Consider the following 20,822-nt stretch of genomic DNA (forward strand, 5'->3'; position numbering starts at 1 on the left):
CAACTGAAAAATACGCACAAGCCGCAAAAGAAAATAGCGTGCTGAAAACCACAACAGCAATTGACGAGCTTTCCAAATTTATTCTTTTGCTTTCCGAGTCAAAAACAGTTTCAGGCCAAATTTTTAATTGGGATTCACGAATTATTTAATATGAAAACTCATGTACGGATAATTTGTGTAGCATATTGCGTTAAGCAGTCATTTTTAGATTTGAATTAGATTTGAAAATGTTTTTGATGTCATTGCGGTGAAAACCGCAATCCAGTTTAATATTGATTCTATTTACTGGATACCGGCTTTCGCCGGTATGACGACTAATTATTAATTCTGTTTCATAGATACCGGTTGGAGTTTACCCTCGAATGATTGAATCGGGGGCCGGTATGACGGCTAATTTGGACAACTATGATAAAAAATACCCCCGTAATTACAGGCATTGGGCTTGCGACACCACTTGGGCTTGGCAGAGAAAAAAGCTGGCAGGCACTTGTTCAATCAAAGAGCGCGGTAAAAAAGGGTGCCAATGCAATTGCTCAAATAAGCGAGCTTGCGGTTCCAAATGATGTAAGAGCGCTAAGCATTGCATTTTTTGCATGCGCTGAGGCAATTAACGACGCGGCTTTAAGTGCAGAGTTGCTTAAAAGCACAAATACCGGCTGTGTTTTTTCGTCAAGCAAGCCATATATTGCAGATCATAAAAAACTAAACTTTAATAGTTTTATAAACCAAGATTCTTTAGGTGTGCAAATTACTAATATTCTTGGCATAAAAGGGACATTACTTAACTTTTCTGCCGCTTGCGCAACTGGTACGCTTTCCATAATTAAAGCGGCGCAACTTGTGCAAAATGGCGAGTGCGATATTGTTATTGCCGGCTCCGCCGAATCACCGTTAAATGCTTTGTACATTGCCGCTTTTAATAATATGGGTGTGACGACTAAAAACCTGCCAAGACCATTTGATAAAAACCGCGACGGCTTTGCCATAGGCGAAGGAGCCGGAGCAATAATAGTTGAAAGTAAAAAAAGCGCTTTACTGCGAGGGGCAAAAATTTATGGTGAAATTGCTGGCTGGAATATCTCTAACAGCGCCACAAAAGCTTTTGGAGCTACAAACATAAAAATAACCGCTGAGGCGATAAAGAAAACACTCGCAAACTGCAGTTTTCAAGTACCAAATTACATAAACGCACACGGCACTGCGACTAAAGAAAATGACTTTGCGGAGTGCTGGGCAATACAAGAGGCATTTGGCTCAAAAACGCAGTCACTGTGTGTTTCTTCAACAAAGGCAGCCACAGGGCACACACTTGGCTCTAGCGGTGCAATAGAAGCCGCTTTTTGCCTGCTTGCAATGCGCGATAACATTGCCCCACCAACTCTAAACTATGAAACTCCAGATGACTCGTTACCCAATATAAATTTTGTACCAAACTATGCCCAAAATTTAAATATAGATTCGGCACTTTCATTTTCCTTTGGTTTTGGCGGAGCAACCGCAATACTTGCGTTAAAAAAATATGAATAAAAAAATACTTTTGGAGTTAGAAAAAATAAAAAAACAGGGGCTTTTAAGAGCCCTTGTTCAACTACTGCCTTTGCACAACTCTCGCGCCGAAATTAATGGAAAAACTTTTATAAATTTTTCTTCAAACAACTATCTTTCCCTATCAAAAAACCCTTTGGTAATTGCATCCGCCTGCTCAGCCGCAAAAAAATACGGCTCTGGCTCTTGCGCCTCACGGCTTGTTTGCGGCAACTATTCATTGCACAAAGAACTTGAAGAAAAACTTACCTCCTTTAAAGGCACCGAGGCCGCACTTGTTTTCCCAAGCGGGTTTCAGGCAAATTGCGGCACATTAAGCGCGATTGCGGGCATTGGCGATTGCATAATTATGGACGAATACAACCACGCTTCTTTATGGGAAGGCGCAAAACTTTCTAAAAGCAGAATTTTTGCATACGAACATAAAAACATTGACGCATTAGAAAAGATTTTAAAACGCTCAATCCCATATAATCAAAAATTTATTATTACCGACAGTGTATTTTCTATGGATGGCGATTTAGCGCCACTAAAAGAAATTTTCAAATTGGCAAAAACTTACAATGCTACTGTTATCGTAGATGAAGCTCACGCAATTGGGGTTTTTGGTGAGAGTGGCGCAGGGCTTTGTGAAGCACTAAACATTAAAGAAGAAAATGCATTGTATCTTGGAACACTCTCAAAAGCATTTGGATCGCAAGGCGGATTTGTTTGCGGCAGTAAAGAGTTAATTGAATTTATTATAAACCGCAGTCGTGCTTTTATTTACTCAACTTCTCTTGCCCCTGCCTGTGCCGGCGCCGCAATAAAAGCAATTGATCTGACGGTAGATGCAAAAAAGCAAAGAAAAGAGCTGCTTGCAAATGCGCAATACCTAAGAAACCAATTAAACCAAATGGGCTTTGACACACTTAAATCAGAAAGCCAAATAATACCCATTTTAATTGGCGATTCAGTGAATGTTTTGGATTTTTCAAAAAAACTTTATGAAAGCAGCATATTTGCACCTGCAATCAGGCCGCCAACAGTACCAGATGGCACGGCACGCATAAGGATTTCACTTAACACATCACACACCAATGAAGATATTGAAAAATTAATTGAAGCAATAAAAAATGCAAAAGAATCAATCAAAGATGTTCGGTTAAATATTATCTGAAACTAAAGTCCTATCATTGACGAGCTTCTTTTCTGTCGTGTCATCTATGGGCGAGCAAAGCGGGGCAATCTGGCGTCATTGCGAGGAGCAGTAGCGACGAAGCAATCTAATAGTTAAGGCGAGATTGCTTCACCCTTTCGGGTTTCGCAATGACAGTAAAAACCAAGATCCCTCACTATGTTTCGGGATGACAATCAAAAATGACTAATATTTCAATTGCTTTTAATAGTCAAAATTTAACCGAACAAGTGTAAAAATCTATATGAAAAAAATAAAAGGAATATTCATTACAGGAACGGGTACAGATGTTGGTAAAACATATGTTGCCTGCAAAATAGCAGACGCACTGCTAAAAATCGGTATCAGTGTTGGAGTTATGAAGCCATTCGCGTCAGGAAACAGAAAAGATGCTATAAACTTAACAAAATCAGCAAAAAATAAAGAAAATATTTCAACAATAAACCCAATATTTTTCAAACAACCTCTTGCCCCGCTATCCTGTACAAACATAACTGGCAAAAAAATTAATATTAACAATGTCTTTAATAATTTTATCAACCTAAAAAATAAATACGATTTTATACTCGTTGAAGGCATTGGCGGTGTAATGGTACCAATTACCAAAAATTACTTTGTTGCAGACCTTATTAAAGCTATGGGGCTTGGCGCTATTGTTGTCGCAAACCCAAAGCTTGGCACAATAAACCACACATTACTTACACTTGATAAGCTTAAAAACAAAAAAATTCCAGTTGTAGGTATAGTGCTTTCTGGATGGAGCGGTAAAACACTTGCCGAAAAAACAAATCCAAAGATTTTGGCAGACATCACTAAACTGCCGGTAATTCTTTTGAAAATGAATGGTAAGTTTGATATAAAATCACTAAAAAAAGTGGGGCTATTAGATGAAAACCATTGACTTAGACAAAAAATACATCTGGCACCCGTTTACCCAAATGAGTGAGTGGATAAAAAATGAGCCGTCAGAAGTACTTTCTATAGAAAAAGCTAAGGGCAACTATCTTTATGATTCAAACGGTAAAAAATACTTTGACGGCGTATCATCTTTATGGGTGAATGTGCATGGGCATCAAAAAAAAGAAATTGACCATGCAATAATAAAACAACTTTCAAAAGTTGCGCACACAACATTTTTAGGGCTTACACACGGCCCCGCCGCAATACTTGCCAAAGAACTTATTGAAATTGTACCAAAGGGTTTATCTAAAGTTTTTTATTCAGACAATGGCTCCACCGCTGTAGAAATCGCATTAAAGATGGCATACCAATACTGGCAACAAAAAAATAAAACAAATAAAACATCGTTTCTGTCGTTACGCAACGCCTACCACGGCGACACTATCGGCTCCGTATCAGTTGGCGGAATGGATTTATTTCACTCAAAGTTTAGAAAACTTTTATTTAAAACTCATTTTGCTCAGTCCCCCCATTGCCTGAGGTGCAAAAAAAGAAAAAATAGCATTATTATTAACTCTAATAAAAAAACATTCAATGCTCATTGCAAAAGTATGGGATGCAAAGGTGAGTGTTTGCAAGAAGTTGAAACCATACTTAAAAAGAACTCCTCAAAAATTGCGGCGGCAATAGTTGAGCCAATGGTACAGGGTGCCGCAGGAATGCTTTTAATGCCCAACGGATACCTTAAAAGCTTTCAGTCACTATGCGAAAAGTATAGAGTTTTACTTATTTGCGACGAGGTTGCAACCGGTTTTGGCAGAACAGGCAAGATGTTTGCCTGCGAACACGAAGCTATAAAACCAGATATTATGTGCGTGGCAAAGGGTATAACTGGCGGTTATTTGCCGCTTGCCGCAACAATAACAAGTGATAAAATATACAACGCATTTCTTGGAAAATTTGAAGAGTTTAAAACATTTTTTCATGGCCACACTTACACGGCAAATCCGCTTGCCTGCGCCGCAGCAATTGCAAACCTAAAAATATTTAAAGACGAAAAAACCATAAAAAAACTATCACCTAAAATTAACCTCTTAGCTAATGAATTAAAAAAATTATTAGAGTTGCCAAATGTTGCGCAGGTTAGGCAACTTGGGTTAATGGTTGGAATAGAAATTGTAAAAGATAAAAATACTCTTGAGGAGTTTGAACCCGCATTTTGCAATAGGTTTGAGAACCGAGGCGAAAGAGATGGAGACAGTTTTGACGCAAAAATTGCAGAGAATGGTTATTCCATTCGCAAGGGTTTTGCGAAAAAAAATGTCCCATATCTTTTGACGAATTCCAAATCCTATTGCAAAATTCGGGTTGAGCCAAAGAATCAAATTGGCGCACGAATTTGCAGCAATTGCCGAACAAAAGGGCTTCTAATCCGCCCCCTTGGCAATGTACTTGTACTAATGCCTCCACTCTCAATAACCTCAATAGAAATTGAAACAATTCTTACAACAATCAGCGACGCAATAAAAAGGACACTTAACTATAAGCGTTAAGTGTCTTTTAAAATAATTGAATATAAGCCCTTTTTCTGTCAAAAACCAATTTATCCTATGCTATAACAAATTCGGACACCTGCTAACTTGGAGCATTACAGGAGCACTATAATTATTTTGTTGTTTTGATCTTATTTTTTACACTTTTAATCTATTTTTCCTCTCTTCAATATCCATTTGTTCTTTTTTCTCTTTCTCATTATTCTCTTCTTTAATAAGCTCATCTATTTTTTCTAAAAACTTGTTGTAAAGAATTGGTTCGTAATATATTATCCTTCCATCATTAATCATAAATATATTACCTGTAAAAAATTTTATGCCTACAGAGTCGTCAAAAAAAATACCATGTCTGAATTTATTTGAAAGAATATAATTGAGCCCTGAGTATATTATTTTATTCCATTCAACAAATTCATCTTCATCATATTCATTATCATATCCATTAAATTTATAATCACCATCATAGACTATCTTAACGCTTCCTCCATATTTTTCAGACAACGCATCAAATATGTCATCTTTATTTGAAACAAGTCCGCAAGCGAATGATTTTAAGCTACCAGTATCATCATAACAAAAATAAATAGAAATTCTTTCCTCGTTTCCCACATCATTACCAACATTTACAACCATCACATACAACTCTTTACTCAATTTATCACCACGATTGCTAAACGGCAATATCCAAAATATATGCTCTCCATTATAAGCAAACACTGGGGCGGATAAAAACTCTTTTCGTTGTAGTGCAATAGCATCAGTGACAGATTCGCTGACAAACTTGAGAATAAATTTTGTATTTTGATTTGTTGATTGCACAAGCTCACTTTTATTAAACTCTTTGATTGTATCTTCTGTCATACCACATGATCTCAACACAGTGTCTCTGTTAAGAAAATCCTCAAACTTAAACTTATTTTCTTTAATCCACTTTAGTACATCGCCAACTGTCACATTAAATGGAACTCCCATAATACCACTTGTAATTGGGGTTTCTTCTAAATGAAGGTATCTTATTCTTGCCTTTTTCAGCGTTTTCGAAAAAATGAACATTAGAGATGTCTTATTAAAAATCCTTAATTTATTCGGATTCTTATCTCTGTATGATTCCAATGGAGTGTCACCAAAAATTCGAACAGCTGTTACATACTTATAAATATTATCGTTATCTAAAAGCTTATTCATAGCTTTAGCAGCATCTTCCGACGAATACTCTGCTTTTTTTTCAAAAGTCAACTTGTCTTTACCCAAACTTGCAAATATCCCTTCGTTATCTTTGCTAAATTCTTCCTTAAAAGCATCCAAATCTATCTCATCCGCAGTAAAATCACTACTGCTACGGTAAACACAATAGCGGTTATCGTTTACACTTTCAGAGTGAACAGGTAAACACAGCAATATCTGAATTGCCAATACAAAAGCAAATATTAATATTTTTTTCATCATAACACCTCTAACATTAAAAATTGTTTATGTTCTGCCTTCACAATTTTTCAACTTTATTAAGCATCTCTTTTATATGTTTATTGCATTTGTTTTTCACAACCGTAGTATCTCTTCCTAACTCACATGCTTTCCTTATGTGAGCATTTATTGCAGCCCACAAATTCAACATAGTGGCATTTAATGACCATGCCTGTTCAGCGAAAGACAACTCTTCAAAGTTTCTCGTATGCTTTTTGTGCGCTTTCCCATCACTTACAACAATCTTTCCCATACTACTCCCCTTTTTTTCTATATTTTATTTTTATTGGCATGTATTAATAACCTTTTATATCTACACATTTTGCTTTTACTACATTTACATCAAAAACAGCTGCTCTAAATCGCCATACTCCATTAGCTTCGAGATTGGTTACATAGGCCATTGTGCTACCAACTTGATTCCCATCCCGGTCATATAGATTAAAGTCTATCTCAACATAGGAGTATACTTTATCAGTATTGTTTCTCACTTTACCTTCAATCATTCTTATTCCATATTCACTAAGCTTAAAACCCCATTCAGGAAGTAAAGTAAACTTATCCATAGACTCAAATTCTTTTGAGGTAGCAGTAAAAATAAGTTCACTTATCTTTCGTTTCGCGGTCGAAGAAAGAAAAAATCCTATAACAAATGACATAACCACTAAAATTACAACAATCCCTACTGTTTTCAAAAACCAAATTACTATGCTGCCTCCGGTTCTTACATCCTTTTTAGTATCCATCTAAACATTATCCTTTTTACAACGATTATGCATTCTACTTCTAACTCTTTTTACACTTCATTGTTTTTACTATATATCAATTGAGTTACTTTTTTAATCTTATTATTCACACTTTATCAATCTCAAATTCTAACTGTTCCATAGAACATCTAAGGATCTTTGTCATTCTACCCATACGCCAAAATAAAAAAATAAATAATACCAAATAAAATCCAAATGCAAAACCTGGATAAAATACCAACGGAAGACCCAACACAAGAACGAGCCCAAAATACCAACGAGGCCTAACTACTGCATAAACCATCACTTTCATTCTCTCATCATTCCTTTGTATTTTCATCTCTCCCTTCGCTACAGAGTAACCTTTTCTCATTAAAAAACTAGTTTTAGCATTTGTCTTGTACTCAAACTCACAAGACTTCTTGCCTAAAATACGGCCTAAAACATCCCTAACCATTAAATCCGTAGTTAACTTATCAACCACTAAATCTTTTGTAATTACAATTTTTGACATATTCCATCTCTCATTTGAATTTTTTATTAACCCAATTGTCTTTTTTTGAAATTATAATTAAGTGATTTTTACTCTATATTAAACTTCAAAATAGCATGACTTTTAATTAGAGTGCAGCTTGGTTTATCATTTCGCTTTTTTTCTACCCCTTTTAGTCCATAAGCTCTTCCAATTTGCCTAGCAATCGCCATATTCACTTCACCAAGTTTATTACCTCCAACCGCATATAAATAATTACTTATTAGTTCTCTATCATTTTGAATAATAAGAAACACCTCATCTATCAATTTCCTGTTCATTTTTTCTATGGCCTTATTTGCAATTTCTACCGGTTTTAACCCTTTAATGGACTTCTTTTCAACAGTTTCTACTAGCATTTTATCCTCCGTTTTATTTTTTTGATATTTACTTCATTCCAGCAATGCCTTGTATTCTCTCAAAATCTTAACCATAAGTCAATTTATTGATAATTGATATTTAGTTTCTGTTATTTATGGTTTAGTTTTGGAATACTTACTCACGCATTGATTAATTAGTCAATCATCGGAGGGTAAAGTTTTATGGAAGATATTTATAAGCTTTTAGGTGTTAATATAAGATATTTTAGAAAGGCGGCTGGGTTTAGCCAAGAAAAACTTGCTGAGCTTGGCGGTTTTAGTACTGCTTTTATTGGTCAACTTGAACGAGGGCATAATAAGGCAAGTTTAGCTACTGTTGAAAAGCTTGCAGGTGCTTTAGGTATAAATAGTACTGCTTTGTTATCTGGCATTAAACAAAAACAGCAGGTTAAATACTCTCTTTCTTCAAAAATGACACTTCTTCTACACGATTGCCCTGCAAAAAAGCAAAAAGACCTTGAAAAACTAATCTATTTATTCATTAATAAAAACAAGTAACTCAACTTCTTTTACGCCCCCTACCGTCAATTCATTATCTGGAAACAACTATTTTTATTATTAACCAAAACACACTATATTTAAACATATAACTGAGTAAAAGCTTGACATTTTTTGCTCCAAAATATAACATCTACTTGTAAATGAAGCATAAAACAATTGAGTGGTTTAAGCAGGCAGAGTACGATATTGACACCGCTGAGTATATGTTTAAAGGCGGGCGGTTTTTTTATTGTGTGTTTATGTGCCACTTGTCAGTTGAAAAATCATTAAAGGGTATTTTTACAAAACTTACAAAAACACAGGCACCAAAAACGCATGACCTTGCATATTTATTAAAGTTAACAAAATTTGAAATTGCAGATGATATTAAAGAGTTTATAAATGACCTTAACGACTTAAGCGTACCAACACGCTACCCAGAAGAGTTAGACGCATTAATTAAGCAGTATAATAAAAGTGAAACAGCGAAGATACTTAGAAAAGCTAAAGGTGCTATAAAATGGCTGAAAGAACAATAACTAAAACAAAAAATTTATTATTTAAATTACTAAAAGAAAAAAATCTGACTATTGATAAAATAGTTGTTTTTGGTTCGCGTGCGAATGATACTGCGAAAATAGACAGCGACATAGACATTGCTATTGTTTCAAAAGAGTTTAGAAACAGAAGTATTTACAAAAGAGTTGCTATGGCAAGAGGCATTCATAGTGCTGTTATTGAAAAAATTAATAAACCGATTGACTTGCTGTTTTACTCTGACACTGAGTGGAACGGGAGTTCTTTGATGGTTGATATTGCAAAGAATAACGGCATTGTTTTTACAAACTAATTAAAACCATCCTTAATATTCTCATATCATACCTTAGAGCCATACTCTATCCTAGAAAAAAAATACTTAAAATAACTCAAAAAATCTAATAAAATAGTTATAGATTCCCGCTAATTCCGCCGAGGCGGGACGGGAATGACAAGCGGTGAGCACCACAGACAGTGAAGTTGAATTATTGGTTATTTTCTTGCTTTATCTTTAGGAGTGGAGGCAGTCATTTGGTTTATTTCGGATATGCGGTCGCGCAAGATGGCGGCGGTTTCAAAGTCCAATATGTCTGCGGCAGAGAGCATTTCTTCTTCCAACTTTTTTATAACTTTACTTGCGTTTGATGGAGTTATTATTTGTGATGGGTCTATTGCATAGATGTTTTTTAAAGCATCTTTTTTGGCTGTTTCGGAGAACTCTTCTAATTTGTGTATGGCTTTTATAATTGTTTTTGGCGTTATGCCGTGCAGTTTGTTATGTTTCTCCTGTTTACTTCTTCTTCTATCCATTTCGGCAATTGCCCGTTGCATTGAACCGGTAATTTTATCGGCATACAAAATAACTCTGCCTTGCGAGTTTCTTGCCGCGCGGCCGCTTACTTGTATGAGTGTTGTTTCTGAGCGCAAAAACCCTTCTTTATCTGCATCAAGCACAGCAACAAGTGCTACTTCTGGCAAATCCAATCCTTCTCTTAATAAATTTATGCCAACAAGTATATCAAACTCGCCAAGACGCAATCGGCGTAATATCTCAATTCTTTTTAGCGCGACTATTTCGGAGTGCAGATACTCAACTTTAAAACCTTTTTCTTTTAAGTAGGCGCATAAATCTTCTGATAGGCGTTTGGTAAGCGTTGTTATAAGTGCTCTTGTTTTTTTTGCAACACAGTTTTTAAGCTCCATTATTAAATCTTCAATTTGATTTTTAATTGGTTTTATTACAACTTCCGGGTCAACAAGCCCTGTAGGGCGGATAACTAATTCTACAAATTCACCAGCTGTTTTATTAAGTTCGTATGGTCCTGGTGTTGCACTTACATAAACACTTTGACCACAAAGTCCTTCAAACTCGTTAAACTTTAAGGGACGGTTGTCTAATGCCGATGGCAGACGAAAGCCAAAATTAACTAATGTTTGTTTGCGGCTTTTATCACCCTCGTACATTCCTCTTATTTGAGGTATGCCTATATGCGACTCGTCTATTATCATTAAAAAATCATCTGTAGAGCCAGAAGATGAACGGAAATAATCTATAAGTGTGTATGGTCGGCTGCCAGCAGCGCGGCCAGAAAGTTGCCGTGAATAATTTTCTATTCCAGGGCAGATTCCGGTTTCTTTCATTAATTCCATATCGTAACGCACTCGTTGTTCTATGCGCTGCGCCTCTATAAGTTTGCCCTCAGATTTGAACTTTGCAACTGATTGATGCATTTCTTGTTCAATGCTTTTTAAAGCACTTTCAATTTTAGGCAAAGATATAACAAAGTGGCTTGCCGGAAATATGTAGGCATTATCTTTTCTTGTTATTACTTTGCCGTCAATTGGGTTTACTTCCGATATGCGTTCTATTTGGTCGCCAAAAAACTCTACCCTTAACGCAGTTTCTAAATAAGCAGGGAAAATTTCTATTGTATCGCCTTTTACCCTAAAGCTTCCTCTTTTAAAGTCAAAATCACCTCTTTGGTAACGGCCTGCAATTAGTTCATTTATAAGTTTCTCTCTGGAAAAATTTTGGCCTTCCTTAAGTATTACACACATTTCTTTGTACTCATCGGGTGAACCAAGTGAGTATATGCATGACACTGATGCCACGACAATTACATCTTTTCTTTCAAAGACCGATGATGTTGCCTTTAAACGCAGGCGTTCAATATTCTCGTTTATTGATGAGTCCTTTTCTATGTATGTGTCGCTTTGAGGTATGTATGCTTCAGGCTGGTAGTAATCGTAATAGGAAACAAAATACTCAACTGCATTCTCTGGAAAGAATGCCTTAAACTCGGCGTAAAGCTGTGCCGCAAGTATTTTATTTGGGGATATTATAAGGGTTGGTTTTTGAAGTTTTTCTATTAGGTTGGCAACAACAAATGTTTTGCCTGAACCAGTTACACCAAGCAGTACCTGATGACCGTTTCCGTTTTTTACACCGTGTATTAGTTCTTTGATTGCCTCGGGCTGGTCGCCGGCAGGTTTGAAGGGCGAAATTAGTTTAAACTTATTATCCACCGCTTAAATGCCTCTATGTGCCCAGTCGCGCTTGGGCTTACTTCAAGTGGAGTTATAGACACAAAATTATTATTTATTGCGTTTATATCAGTGCCGGGTTTATCTACCCCGCTTATAAACTTTCCGCTTAACCAATAGTACTCAACACCACGCGGATCTTTACGGCATTCAACTTCTTCGTCATATATTCTTTCGCCAAGTTCAACTACTTTAATGCCTTCTATTTTGTAGGGAATGTTTATATTTAAGTAAATTCCTTTTGGAATTTTTGTTTCCAATACTTTTTTTGCAATTTTTGTAGCAATCGCTGCGGCAAGTTTATAATTAGATTTTTCCCACTCGCCAACAGAGATAGCCATTGATGGAACTTTTAACATTGCCCCTTCTCTTGCACCGGCAACTGTCCCTGAATAAATTACATCTTGCCCAAGGTTTGGTCCCGTATTAATGCCAGAGACAACAAGGTCAACTTTATTTTTAAGTAAGTAACGCACGCCATAACGAACACAGTCGGCCGGTGTGCCTCCAACTAAGTGTGTTTTTGGCACTATTTTTTGAATTTTTAATGGGTTGTGCAATGTTAAGGCATGCCCTGTGCCAGACATCTCCTGGCTTGGAACAACTATAAACACATTGGCTATTTTTTTAAGCTGGCTTACAAGCGGCTTTAACCCTGCGCCAAAAACGCCATCATCGTTAGTGACGAGTATTGTTTTTTTCAATTGCATAACCTCATATTTAAAAATTAACTATTAAATCGGCAAGCTTTTCCTGCGGCCACTTACCAAGTATTTGACGATTATTCTGCGTATTGTTTTGAGTATTATAGAAAAACAATATTTTTTCTGCCAAAAGTTCCGGGGTTAAGTATTTTTCTTGAATTATTTGCGCCTGATAGTTTTTTGAATAAAGCTCGGCGTTTTTTTGCTGGTGATTGTTTGTGGCATACGCAAATGGCACAAGCACGCAAGGCAATGCAAGCAAAGCAAGCTCGGCAAGTGTAGTAGCTCCCGCCCTGCATAAAACCATATCTGAAGCGGCATAAGCGCAAGCCATATTTTCCAAATATGGGTAAAGCACGTAAGTAAATGGCCGTTTTGCATACTTTAAAGAAACTGCTTCGTAATTTGCTTTGCCTGTTATATGCAAAAATTGTATTTTATTTTTAAGCTCAACTAATTTGTCCATTGCTTCAATAAGCGTTGAATTTATTTTGCTTGCACCTTGGCTTCCACCAAAAACAAGAATTGTAAACTTATCTTTACTTAAGCCCAATGCTTGCAAACTTTCATTTTTATCCGCACCAATTATCTCTTTGCGCACAGGGTTGCCGGTTAATATACTTTTGCCATTTGGAAAGTATTTTGCACTCTGGGCATAACTTAAGGCAACATTATTTACGCAATACGAAAGAATTTTATTTGCTAAACCCGGAATGCTGTTTTGTTCGTGTATAAGAGTTTTTTTTCTTAATATAATACCGGCTATAAGCACAGGAAAAGAAATATAACCGCCCATGCCAATTACAGCTACCACTTGAGCTTTTTTCACTATAAAAAATGCGCTAAATAATCCCCTTACAAAATTATAAATAAATAAAAATATTTTTAGTGAGATTTTTCTTGGAAGGCCAGTGGCTGGAATTTGTTTGTAGATAAACCCCTCAGAAGCAATTACTGAAGAACTGATATCGTTCTTTTTTACCACAAAAATAGGCACATATCCGCGCCATTTTAGTTCACGCGCGAGCGCTATGCCCGGGTATAGATGCCCGCCGGTTCCACCTGCCGCAATAATTACTGTTTTACTTTCCATTTTTTGCAATATTTAAAAGTATACCTGCCGCTATCATATTAACAACTAACGACGACCCTCCATAAGAAATAAATGGCAATGCCAGCCCCTTTGTGGGCAAAAGAGCAGTTGCTACACCCATATTAATTAATGCTTGGTATGCTATAAGAATTGTTATACCAAAAGCAACCATTGAACCAAAATATGTGTCGCTTCTTTTGCTTATTGCCCAACCACTTACAAAAAACATAATGTAAAGAATTAAAATGCCTATCGCACCTATAAAACCAAATTCTTCACCGATTATTGGAAAAATAAAATCAGTATGCGACTCTGGAAGCCATAAATCTTTCATTTCACTATTTCCTGGCCCTTTGCCAAAAAGCCCACCAGAGCCAAATGCCCAGTTGGAATGATTAACCTGATAAGATGTGCTGTCAATTGAGAAAAATGATTGTGCAAAATCACGAATTCTTTTAAGCCTGTACGGTTGGATTAAAACCGCGAAAATACCAGATAGAACAACAAAAATACCCATTGAACTAACTATCAGCCAACTCAAACCTCCAGCAAGCAACATAGAAAGTGCAACAATGGCAATCAAAATTGGAGTTCCTAAATCTTTTTCTAAAAAAACAAGAGCTAATGGTAATAAAACAATTAACCCAAGTGGCATAATAGAGCTTAATTTATTCAGCTTACTTTTTTTTCTATCTATAAAATCGGCAAGGGCTATAATTATCGCAAGTTTTGCGAACTCTGAGGGTTGAAAGCTAAACGGGCCTAAATTAAGCCATCGTTTTACATTGTGGTGTGAATCAAACACCAAAACAACCATTAGAAAAACTACCGAAACAAATAAAATTGGCTTTGCGTATTTTTGAAGCAAACGATAATCTACCCACTTATAAAAAAATAAAAAACTAAGTGTTCCAATGCCAAGCCACATTAGCTGTTTGTAAAAAATATAATATGCCGAGTGGTAACGCTCTAAAGACATATCAACGCTTGAAGAAAATACCATAAGTGTGCCTATGGCAACCAGCAAAAAAACCGAAATTTGCAGTAAAAAGCCTGGCCCGGAAAGTGGCTTATTTGTTTTATTGTAACTATTTAATAATTTAGTTAGGTATTTTATTTGTTTCATTTTTAATGTCTTTTAATAAACCTCCGCACAGTCCCACAAGGACAGGATGCAGTATCAAAGGGATCATTAGGTAACCTCTCATCAAGCTGCGGAGAATTTGTCGGGTTAAAATTCAATGTTTAGCGATAACAGGTTTGCACTGCCCAAGTCGCCAAATGGCAGGAAGGCATAATCAATACGGTATGCTTTATAAGTTAACCCAAAACCAGTAGAAATATTTGTTATACCGTTTGTATTGCTATTTAAACTATTATAACCACCCCTACAATCTAGTTTAATTTCATTATTCAAATTAAATGTGTACTCAGCCCCAGTACCAAAATAAGCATCGGAATTTGTTGGAAAGTTAATATCGCTTACTACCTGCAGGTTTTCCATTATTTCGTAGCAAAGTCCAGCGGTTATGGTTTCAGGCAGGGGTTCTTCTTTACTTACATATTTTAACTTACCGCCAATGTTGCGCACCGTAAGGGCCGCTCTGAGATTATAATCATCTAACCAGTAAATTCCGCCTACATCTACTGCACAGGTTGCTGCCGTATTTTTAATTGTTGAAGATATGTATTTTGCACTTGCTCCAATATCAATGTAGTTGGTTACTTTTGTGGAATAACTTGCTGAAATTGCCATATCGTTTGGAGATAGCTCACCGGTTTTTAAACCCGTTGTGTCGTAAGCATTTATATTGCCATAATTCATAAACTGCACGCCAAACCCGATTGTTCCAATTTCCTCTACCGGCAAAGCAAACGAGGCCCATTGGTAACTTGTATCGGCAAACCATGCCGCATGCATTAAAGATACATTTGGATTTGATATTTCCGCAAGGCCTGCCGGGTTCCAATACAAATCAGATGAGCTTTCAGCGCCAGTTACACCACTTTGGCCCATTGCCGCATTTCTTGCACTTGAGCCAAGTGTTAAAAATTGGGCAGAGGAGGTTTTAGGCGCACTGTACACACCATTTACAAAACATACCCAAAGTGCAATTATTATTAAAACTTGCCTAATTAATCCAGTTATTTTTTTCATAAATTTTTACATGCAAAAACACTATTTTTCTACAGCAATTTTTATTATCTTTTTTTCATTATCATTTTTTATTAACGCAATATATACACCACTTGCAACATACTCCCCTGAATAATCTCTACCGTCCCAAATTGCTTTGCCGTTTTGGCTATTGTATGGAACCTGCCGCACAAATGCGCCATTGATTGAGTATATTTTAATTTCAGCGTCTTTGGTTAGCTTATCAAAAGTAAGGCCGGCACTTTGTTTAATTGGGTCAAATGGCACAGGGTAAGCAAAAGCATCGCTTAAGGCGTTAAGTGGAGATAGTTGAATTAAGGCAAACTTTGAAAGATGGTTTGTGGTAGCAACCACTTTGTTTTGCTCAGGATACACTATTGAAGGCAACACCAGCCAACGATTTGTTGCTGTGTCATATCTAGATAATACAAGCTTTGTTTCGTCGTAACCGCTTACCTGAGCGTCAGTATAATAAAGTGTAATTGTTATATTGCCGTTTGGCTGCAAACCTTCAGCAGATATTTCTACACATACCGGTATTATTCTTTGCCCATCTCGTTCATCTTTATTTATTGCTGCTGTTGAAAGCACAACTAAAACGCTCTGATTAAATGTGCCGGCAGGTATATATATATCAACACTTTCCAAAAGTGTTGTAAGCATTAAAGTAAAATCTTGGCTTTTGTTTAAATACGCGCTTACTGAGTTTGTTGAAGTATCTACATTATCAGAAATAGTTATAGAAAAAGCTCCATCTTTTTTTGTAAAAAAAGCATCTTGCGCACTGGTGCTTACTACTACATCCCAAGCACCGGTTGACTTAGATGCTAAATCAAAAGAACACATTATTGCACTTGAAGTTAATACGCTTATACTTTGGGCAAGAATATCCGCTTGCCCTGTTCTAGTTAGTTTTGCACTGAAGCCATCTGAAAAACCTGCTCCATTAACTTCTACACTCACTACTCCCGTGTTATGTGCACTTGAAGGTGAAATTTTCTCAATCATCAATGGTTTAACTTCAAAGCCACCAGGAAGCGTATCAATCATTGAACCTGCCCCACCCGTGCTTACCACCACATCCCAAGTACCAGTTAACTTAGCCGCTAAATTAAAAGAACATATGATTGCAGTTGAAGTTAAAACATTTATGCTTTGTGCAATTAAGGGTGTCTGCCCGCTTTTATTGAGAATAACCTGCGAACCACTTTTAAAACCATCGCCAAAAATGTTGACGTTTTGCCAAAGAGTATTGTATGCGTTTGATGGGTCTATAGAATTAATCAACATATTGCTAACTAGAAAACCACTGTCTAAAACAGCACTTATTATTTGATTATCTGATGAATTTGTAGAAACCTCAACACTCCATACGCCGGTGCTTGCGTTTGTAATGTCAAAGGAACAAACTAAAGCAGTTGAAGTGTAAATATTTATCACGCTTGCATTTATTACATTTGAATCCTTAAGGAGTTTTACTTGCAACTTATTTGGGAAACCAGCCCCAAAAACGCCAACATTTACCTGTCCGTTATTTACACCTTTGGCTGGGCTAACTGACGCTATTGTCATCGGCTTTATTTGCAATGCAGACGATAGCGTTACCACATAAGATGACGCGCCGCCTGTGCTTACTTCCATATCCCAGTATCCTGTCGCTTTCCCTGTTAATCCCATTACGCAATCTATCTGGCTTTGATTTATAAAACTCTGGCTTGTCGGTAATATGTCGCTTTGTCCGCTTCTTTTAAACTTTACACTGCCACCACTTACAAATCCCTGCCCAGCTATTGTTATCGCCCTGTTCGCATCCGTGTTGTATGCACTGCTTGTGCTAATTGAGGTTATTTGCATTGGGTTTATTGTTATTGCACTTACTTTTGTTGCACTTACCGCTCCAGTTGTTATTACTAAATCCCAACTGCCAGCCGTTTTACCAACTACATCAAAAAAACAACTCATTGAAGTTGAGCTTATTATTGTTAAATTACTTGCATTAATATCGCTTTGTCCAGAATTTTGTAACTTTACATCACACCCATTTACAAAACCTTCTCCGCTTATAGTTACTAACCCAAATATAGCGGAGTTGTAAGTCGTAGTTGACGATAAAGAAGCAATGACCATCGGCTTTATTAAAAACCCATTTGTAAAACTTGAAACCATAACTGACGAACCACCAAGGTTTGCAATTACCGTATAGTACCCGGTTGTTTTAGCTGATAAATTAAATGTGGCAATAATCGCAGTTGAACTTTGTATAGAAGAAGAAATAGGTAAAATGTCTGTTTCGCCATCTTTTATCAGTTTGACCGTAGTACCTGAGTCAAAGCAATCACCGTTGAAAACAATATTTAGTGAAGCAATGGAAGCACTTGTATTATAATCGCTCATAGGCGATACTTTTGAAATGCCAGCCCTAAAAGTAATTGTGTCACCAAGTGGGCTCCAGTTAAAACTATCATCTGTTATACGCAACCAAGCGTAATATGTTGTGTCTACCGCAAGATTATTTAGAAGGAAACTTTGAGCATCTGATGGGTTTGTTCTTGTACTCCATACGATATTGTAATTTAAATAATTCGGCGGGGCGCTGTCCCATGTATCAGCAGCGATAGTTGTAAAGCGTATTTCATAAACTCCACTTGAAATTACACCTGTGTAGTCGTTATTGCCGGGAGCAAGCCAGCTTAAGTTAACTTGTGCCGAGGTTTTTGCAGGATTTAAATACAAATTTTTTGCAATGTTTGAAATTTGGGCTGGTTTTACAGTGTCTGAAGTAAAACCAAGCACGGTTAGCGCGGTTTGAATGTATGGTATATTCGTAAAAGTATTTTTAATTAAGCCGGTGCGATAATTTTCAATTGCCACAACCACTGAGCCCTGCTGATGGCTTATTACATGCCCATCCACCCAACCAAAGCTTTTATAGGTGGTTGGTGCCGGGCTAACTATTGCGACTTTGCCTTTTTGGTAACTGTCTGAAAAACCATAATTGCCCCAAATATCGGTGGTGTAAGTATCGTGGAGGTAACGAATATTTTTTTTAACTAATGAAGGTAATTCATTTATGGAAGCGGCCATAGCACTTAAACAAACTGTTCCATCATTGTTGGATGTACCATAAGCTGTATAACCAATCCCCCAAAGCCCATCTGCAGACTCTAAACCATATGGGCCAGAACCGCCATAATTGACATCAGTTGCACTTAAACCAAAACTTTCACTGTAACCTGAACATCCGGAACTTGAACTGTTATCATTTGCGTATCTGTGCTGATGAATGGTTGCATTGTAAGTATTTAAGGCAAAAGATGCATTCGTTGTCGTTTTTCTTCCAGCAAAGTCAACAAAAAGGCCAGGATATTGGTGCATAAATAATGGATTAGACCCGCCATCATAAATATAAGAAAGCCCCTTGTACGATATTGTTTGGCAAATAAGCGCATTCCAACCGTTTGTATCTAAAAGCGGATGTGTGGGCGAACCCATAGCAAGAATGTAGCAGATATTTCCTTCACTGTAACCTGATATGTCGCCTTGGCCGGAAAAACCGCTTTCTGGCTTCCATGCCCACTTTAGGTAACTGCCTCCGTTGCGCATCCATTCCCAATTAACTCTTTGATATATTGCATCTGCCATATCCCATTGTGCACTGCCGCCGCCATTATCTGCTATATACTGACCGGCAAAGAGTGCCCCTGTAATAAACCAGCTTGTGTCAACTGTAGAAAGCTCAGTACCTGAATTGTCTCTTGTTCCATCCGCTTTTGTGAAATGGTAAAAGAAACCATTGTGCTGGACAAGCCCGCCTGTTAAGGCCGGTGTACTAACATCAGGAGCATTATAGTGTGCAGTCAATATAGCATCTATTCTTGTTTTTGCATCATTTAACGATATCCACCCGTTTTTATGCCCAGCACAAATGGCTACAAGGCCCATACCTGCCGCAGAAACACTATAGTATGAATCATAATGTGTAAAATTTGCCTGCCGTTCAGCCACTAGATAATTGCCAGAGTTTGAATTATTCCAAAAATAATCAAATGCGGCACGCTCAACGGATAAAAGCATTGCATCATCGCTTGCGCCATCCCACGATGCGGCGGCACAAAAAGCATTTGAACTAAATGCTAAAAGCGCAAAAAAAGCAATAATAATCAAAATAGTTCTTTTCATATTTATCTTCACAACTGTTTGATACATATAAACTATTTAGTTACGATTCCAACAATCCTATACATTCTTGTCATCTCGACGAACGAAGCGAGGAGAGATCTTTCTTTAAAAGGAAAAACGAAACACCAAGACCCCTTACTGCGTTCCCCGCCTTTGGTGAGGTCTATCCTCAGAATAACTCATATTCATTCGCAATGAGAACATTAAAACTATTAAACATAAAACTCCACAAAGAAAACAATTTCCTCTGCGAAATTTGTAAAGAACTTAAATTATTCAACCTGCATTTTGCAATAGGGTTTGGCACGCCTCTACGATAGCCCACCAAGGAGAAGAGAGAACATACAAGTGCTCGCCTATGTTGAACCTGTCTCCATCTCTTTGGCGTCGGTTTTAAACCTATTGCAAAATGCAGGTTCAATCATTATATGTGTGAAAATATGGACCAGACTTAATTGGAGATTTTATTAACAATGCGGATGAAAGCATAACTTCGTAAGAATTAGTTAACCCAGTGCTTACTACAACATCCCAATATCCTGTCGCCTTGCCTGTTAAATTCATTATGCAATCTATCTGGCTTTGGTTTATATAACTTTGACTCGTAGGCAATATATCAGCTTCGCCTGATTTGGCAAGTTTTGCACTTCCATCACTTACAAATCCCTGCCCTGTTATTGTTATCGCTTTATTTGCATCGTTATTGTATGCACTGCTCGTGCTTATTGAGGTTATTTGCATCGAACTTATGCTTATCGCACCAACTATGCTCGCACTTACCAATCCACTGCTTACCATTATATCCCAGCTGCCAGCACTTATTCCCACTA

At 37.0% G+C, this 20,822-nt stretch carries 19 protein-coding genes; 7 read left to right on the forward strand and 12 right to left on the reverse strand.

What is annotated here, in order from left to right:
- The first annotated feature begins 405 nt into the window (after positions 1–405).
- From M0Q46_05525 to bioA, 4 genes are all read left to right on the forward strand, one after another.
- Positions 406–1,527, forward strand: coding sequence for a beta-ketoacyl-[acyl-carrier-protein] synthase family protein (locus M0Q46_05525; protein MCK9583047.1), 1,122 nt, complete (start codon positions 406–408; stop codon positions 1,525–1,527).
- Positions 1,520–2,704 carry an 8-amino-7-oxononanoate synthase gene (bioF, locus tag M0Q46_05530; GenBank protein MCK9583048.1) on the forward strand — a complete coding sequence of 395 codons (1,185 nt, stop codon included), beginning with the start codon at positions 1,520–1,522 and terminating at the stop codon, positions 2,702–2,704. The genes M0Q46_05525 and bioF overlap by 8 nt, the downstream gene beginning before the upstream one ends.
- Before the next feature lie 262 nt (positions 2,705–2,966).
- Positions 2,967–3,623, forward strand: coding sequence for a dethiobiotin synthase (gene bioD, locus M0Q46_05535; protein ID MCK9583049.1), 657 nt, complete (start codon positions 2,967–2,969; stop codon positions 3,621–3,623).
- Positions 3,610–5,175: an adenosylmethionine--8-amino-7-oxononanoate transaminase gene (bioA, locus tag M0Q46_05540; protein ID MCK9583050.1), complete on the forward strand. Its 1,566-nt coding sequence runs from the start codon at positions 3,610–3,612 to the stop codon at positions 5,173–5,175. The genes bioD and bioA overlap by 14 nt, the downstream gene beginning before the upstream one ends.
- Before the next feature lie 138 nt (positions 5,176–5,313).
- On the opposite strand, the gene M0Q46_05545 is transcribed toward bioA, so the two are convergent.
- The 5 genes from M0Q46_05545 to M0Q46_05565 all read right to left on the reverse strand — a co-directional run bounded on the left by M0Q46_05545 (position 5,314) and on the right by M0Q46_05565 (position 8,276).
- On the reverse strand, positions 5,314–6,618 hold the full coding sequence (locus M0Q46_05545) for a hypothetical protein (protein MCK9583051.1): 1,305 nt from the start codon (positions 6,616–6,618) through the stop codon (positions 5,314–5,316).
- 40 nt (positions 6,619–6,658) lie between these two features.
- Positions 6,659–6,892: a hypothetical protein gene (locus M0Q46_05550; protein ID MCK9583052.1), complete on the reverse strand. Its 234-nt coding sequence runs from the start codon at positions 6,890–6,892 to the stop codon at positions 6,659–6,661.
- 43 nt (positions 6,893–6,935) lie between these two features.
- A complete protein-coding gene (locus M0Q46_05555; GenBank protein ID MCK9583053.1) occupies positions 6,936–7,385 on the reverse strand; it encodes an FxLYD domain-containing protein in 450 nt (149 codons plus the stop codon).
- Positions 7,386–7,491: 106 nt separating this feature from the next.
- On the reverse strand, positions 7,492–7,899 hold the full coding sequence (locus M0Q46_05560; protein MCK9583054.1) for a hypothetical protein: 408 nt from the start codon (positions 7,897–7,899) through the stop codon (positions 7,492–7,494).
- 68 nt (positions 7,900–7,967) lie between these two features.
- Complete coding sequence (locus M0Q46_05565; protein MCK9583055.1) at positions 7,968–8,276, reverse strand: hypothetical protein; 309 nt, start codon at positions 8,274–8,276, stop codon at positions 7,968–7,970.
- Positions 8,277–8,459: 183 nt separating this feature from the next.
- Between M0Q46_05565 and M0Q46_05570 the strand changes: the two genes are divergently transcribed.
- The 3 genes from M0Q46_05570 to M0Q46_05580 all read left to right on the forward strand — a co-directional run bounded on the left by M0Q46_05570 (position 8,460) and on the right by M0Q46_05580 (position 9,627).
- On the forward strand, positions 8,460–8,795 hold the full coding sequence (locus M0Q46_05570) for a helix-turn-helix domain-containing protein (GenBank protein MCK9583056.1): 336 nt from the start codon (positions 8,460–8,462) through the stop codon (positions 8,793–8,795).
- A gap of 143 nt (positions 8,796–8,938) precedes the next feature.
- Positions 8,939–9,316 (forward strand): HEPN domain-containing protein, encoded by a 378-nt coding sequence (locus M0Q46_05575; protein ID MCK9583057.1) that lies wholly within the window; start codon positions 8,939–8,941, stop codon positions 9,314–9,316.
- A complete protein-coding gene (locus M0Q46_05580) occupies positions 9,298–9,627 on the forward strand; it encodes a nucleotidyltransferase domain-containing protein (protein ID MCK9583058.1) in 330 nt (109 codons plus the stop codon). Before M0Q46_05575 ends, M0Q46_05580 begins: the two co-directional genes overlap by 19 nt.
- A gap of 179 nt (positions 9,628–9,806) precedes the next feature.
- Here M0Q46_05580 and uvrB read toward each other — a convergent pair whose 3' ends face one another.
- From uvrB to M0Q46_05615, 7 genes are all read right to left on the reverse strand, one after another.
- Complete coding sequence (gene uvrB / locus M0Q46_05585; GenBank protein ID MCK9583059.1) at positions 9,807–11,840, reverse strand: excinuclease ABC subunit UvrB; 2,034 nt, start codon at positions 11,838–11,840, stop codon at positions 9,807–9,809.
- On the reverse strand, positions 11,819–12,568 hold the full coding sequence (gene surE, locus M0Q46_05590; GenBank protein MCK9583060.1) for a 5'/3'-nucleotidase SurE: 750 nt from the start codon (positions 12,566–12,568) through the stop codon (positions 11,819–11,821). The genes uvrB and surE overlap by 22 nt, the downstream gene beginning before the upstream one ends.
- A 10-nt stretch (positions 12,569–12,578) precedes the next feature.
- Positions 12,579–13,655, reverse strand: a complete 1,077-nt coding sequence (murG, locus tag M0Q46_05595; GenBank protein ID MCK9583061.1) for an undecaprenyldiphospho-muramoylpentapeptide beta-N-acetylglucosaminyltransferase — start codon at positions 13,653–13,655, stop codon at positions 12,579–12,581.
- Positions 13,645–14,781 (reverse strand): putative lipid II flippase FtsW, encoded by a 1,137-nt coding sequence (gene ftsW, locus M0Q46_05600; GenBank protein MCK9583062.1) that lies wholly within the window; start codon positions 14,779–14,781, stop codon positions 13,645–13,647. The genes murG and ftsW overlap by 11 nt, the downstream gene beginning before the upstream one ends.
- A gap of 105 nt (positions 14,782–14,886) precedes the next feature.
- Positions 14,887–15,813 carry a PorV/PorQ family protein gene (locus tag M0Q46_05605; GenBank protein MCK9583063.1) on the reverse strand — a complete coding sequence of 309 codons (927 nt, stop codon included), beginning with the start codon at positions 15,811–15,813 and terminating at the stop codon, positions 14,887–14,889.
- 21 nt (positions 15,814–15,834) lie between these two features.
- Entirely contained in the window at positions 15,835–19,992 is a 4,158-nt protein-coding gene (locus M0Q46_05610) for a hypothetical protein (protein ID MCK9583064.1), read from the reverse strand.
- 417 nt (positions 19,993–20,409) lie between these two features.
- On the reverse strand, positions 20,410–20,822 hold a 413-nt coding region (locus M0Q46_05615; protein ID MCK9583065.1), incomplete at its 5' end, for a hypothetical protein.

It is taken from the genome of Endomicrobiales bacterium (assembly GCA_023228045.1).
Taxonomy (GTDB): Bacteria; Elusimicrobiota; Endomicrobiia; order Endomicrobiales; family JALOBY01; genus JALOBY01.

What these genes read in the sequence shown, in the direction of transcription:
- M0Q46_05575 (MCK9583057.1), top strand. Translation starts at nt 8,939, where the DNA reads ATGAAGCATAAAACAATTGAGTGGTTTAAGCAGGCAGAGTACGATATT.
- M0Q46_05545 (MCK9583051.1), bottom strand. Translation starts at nt 6,618, where the DNA reads ATGAAAAAAATATTAATATTTGCTTTTGTATTGGCAATTCAGATATTG.
- murG (MCK9583061.1), bottom strand. Translation starts at nt 13,655, where the DNA reads ATGGAAAGTAAAACAGTAATTATTGCGGCAGGTGGAACCGGCGGGCAT.
- M0Q46_05525 (MCK9583047.1), top strand. Translation starts at nt 406, where the DNA reads ATGATAAAAAATACCCCCGTAATTACAGGCATTGGGCTTGCGACACCA.
- bioA (MCK9583050.1), top strand. Translation starts at nt 3,610, where the DNA reads ATGAAAACCATTGACTTAGACAAAAAATACATCTGGCACCCGTTTACC.
- surE (MCK9583060.1), bottom strand. Translation starts at nt 12,568, where the DNA reads ATGCAATTGAAAAAAACAATACTCGTCACTAACGATGATGGCGTTTTT.
- M0Q46_05565 (MCK9583055.1), bottom strand. Translation starts at nt 8,276, where the DNA reads ATGCTAGTAGAAACTGTTGAAAAGAAGTCCATTAAAGGGTTAAAACCG.
- M0Q46_05560 (MCK9583054.1), bottom strand. Translation starts at nt 7,899, where the DNA reads ATGTCAAAAATTGTAATTACAAAAGATTTAGTGGTTGATAAGTTAACT.
- M0Q46_05605 (MCK9583063.1), bottom strand. Translation starts at nt 15,813, where the DNA reads ATGAAAAAAATAACTGGATTAATTAGGCAAGTTTTAATAATAATTGCA.
- bioF (MCK9583048.1), top strand. Translation starts at nt 1,520, where the DNA reads ATGAATAAAAAAATACTTTTGGAGTTAGAAAAAATAAAAAAACAGGGG.
- M0Q46_05580 (MCK9583058.1), top strand. Translation starts at nt 9,298, where the DNA reads ATGGCTGAAAGAACAATAACTAAAACAAAAAATTTATTATTTAAATTA.
- M0Q46_05550 (MCK9583052.1), bottom strand. Translation starts at nt 6,892, where the DNA reads ATGGGAAAGATTGTTGTAAGTGATGGGAAAGCGCACAAAAAGCATACG.
- M0Q46_05570 (MCK9583056.1), top strand. Translation starts at nt 8,460, where the DNA reads ATGGAAGATATTTATAAGCTTTTAGGTGTTAATATAAGATATTTTAGA.
- M0Q46_05555 (MCK9583053.1), bottom strand. Translation starts at nt 7,385, where the DNA reads ATGGATACTAAAAAGGATGTAAGAACCGGAGGCAGCATAGTAATTTGG.
- bioD (MCK9583049.1), top strand. Translation starts at nt 2,967, where the DNA reads ATGAAAAAAATAAAAGGAATATTCATTACAGGAACGGGTACAGATGTT.
- ftsW (MCK9583062.1), bottom strand. Translation starts at nt 14,781, where the DNA reads ATGAAACAAATAAAATACCTAACTAAATTATTAAATAGTTACAATAAA.
- M0Q46_05610 (MCK9583064.1), bottom strand. Translation starts at nt 19,992, where the DNA reads ATGAAAAGAACTATTTTGATTATTATTGCTTTTTTTGCGCTTTTAGCA.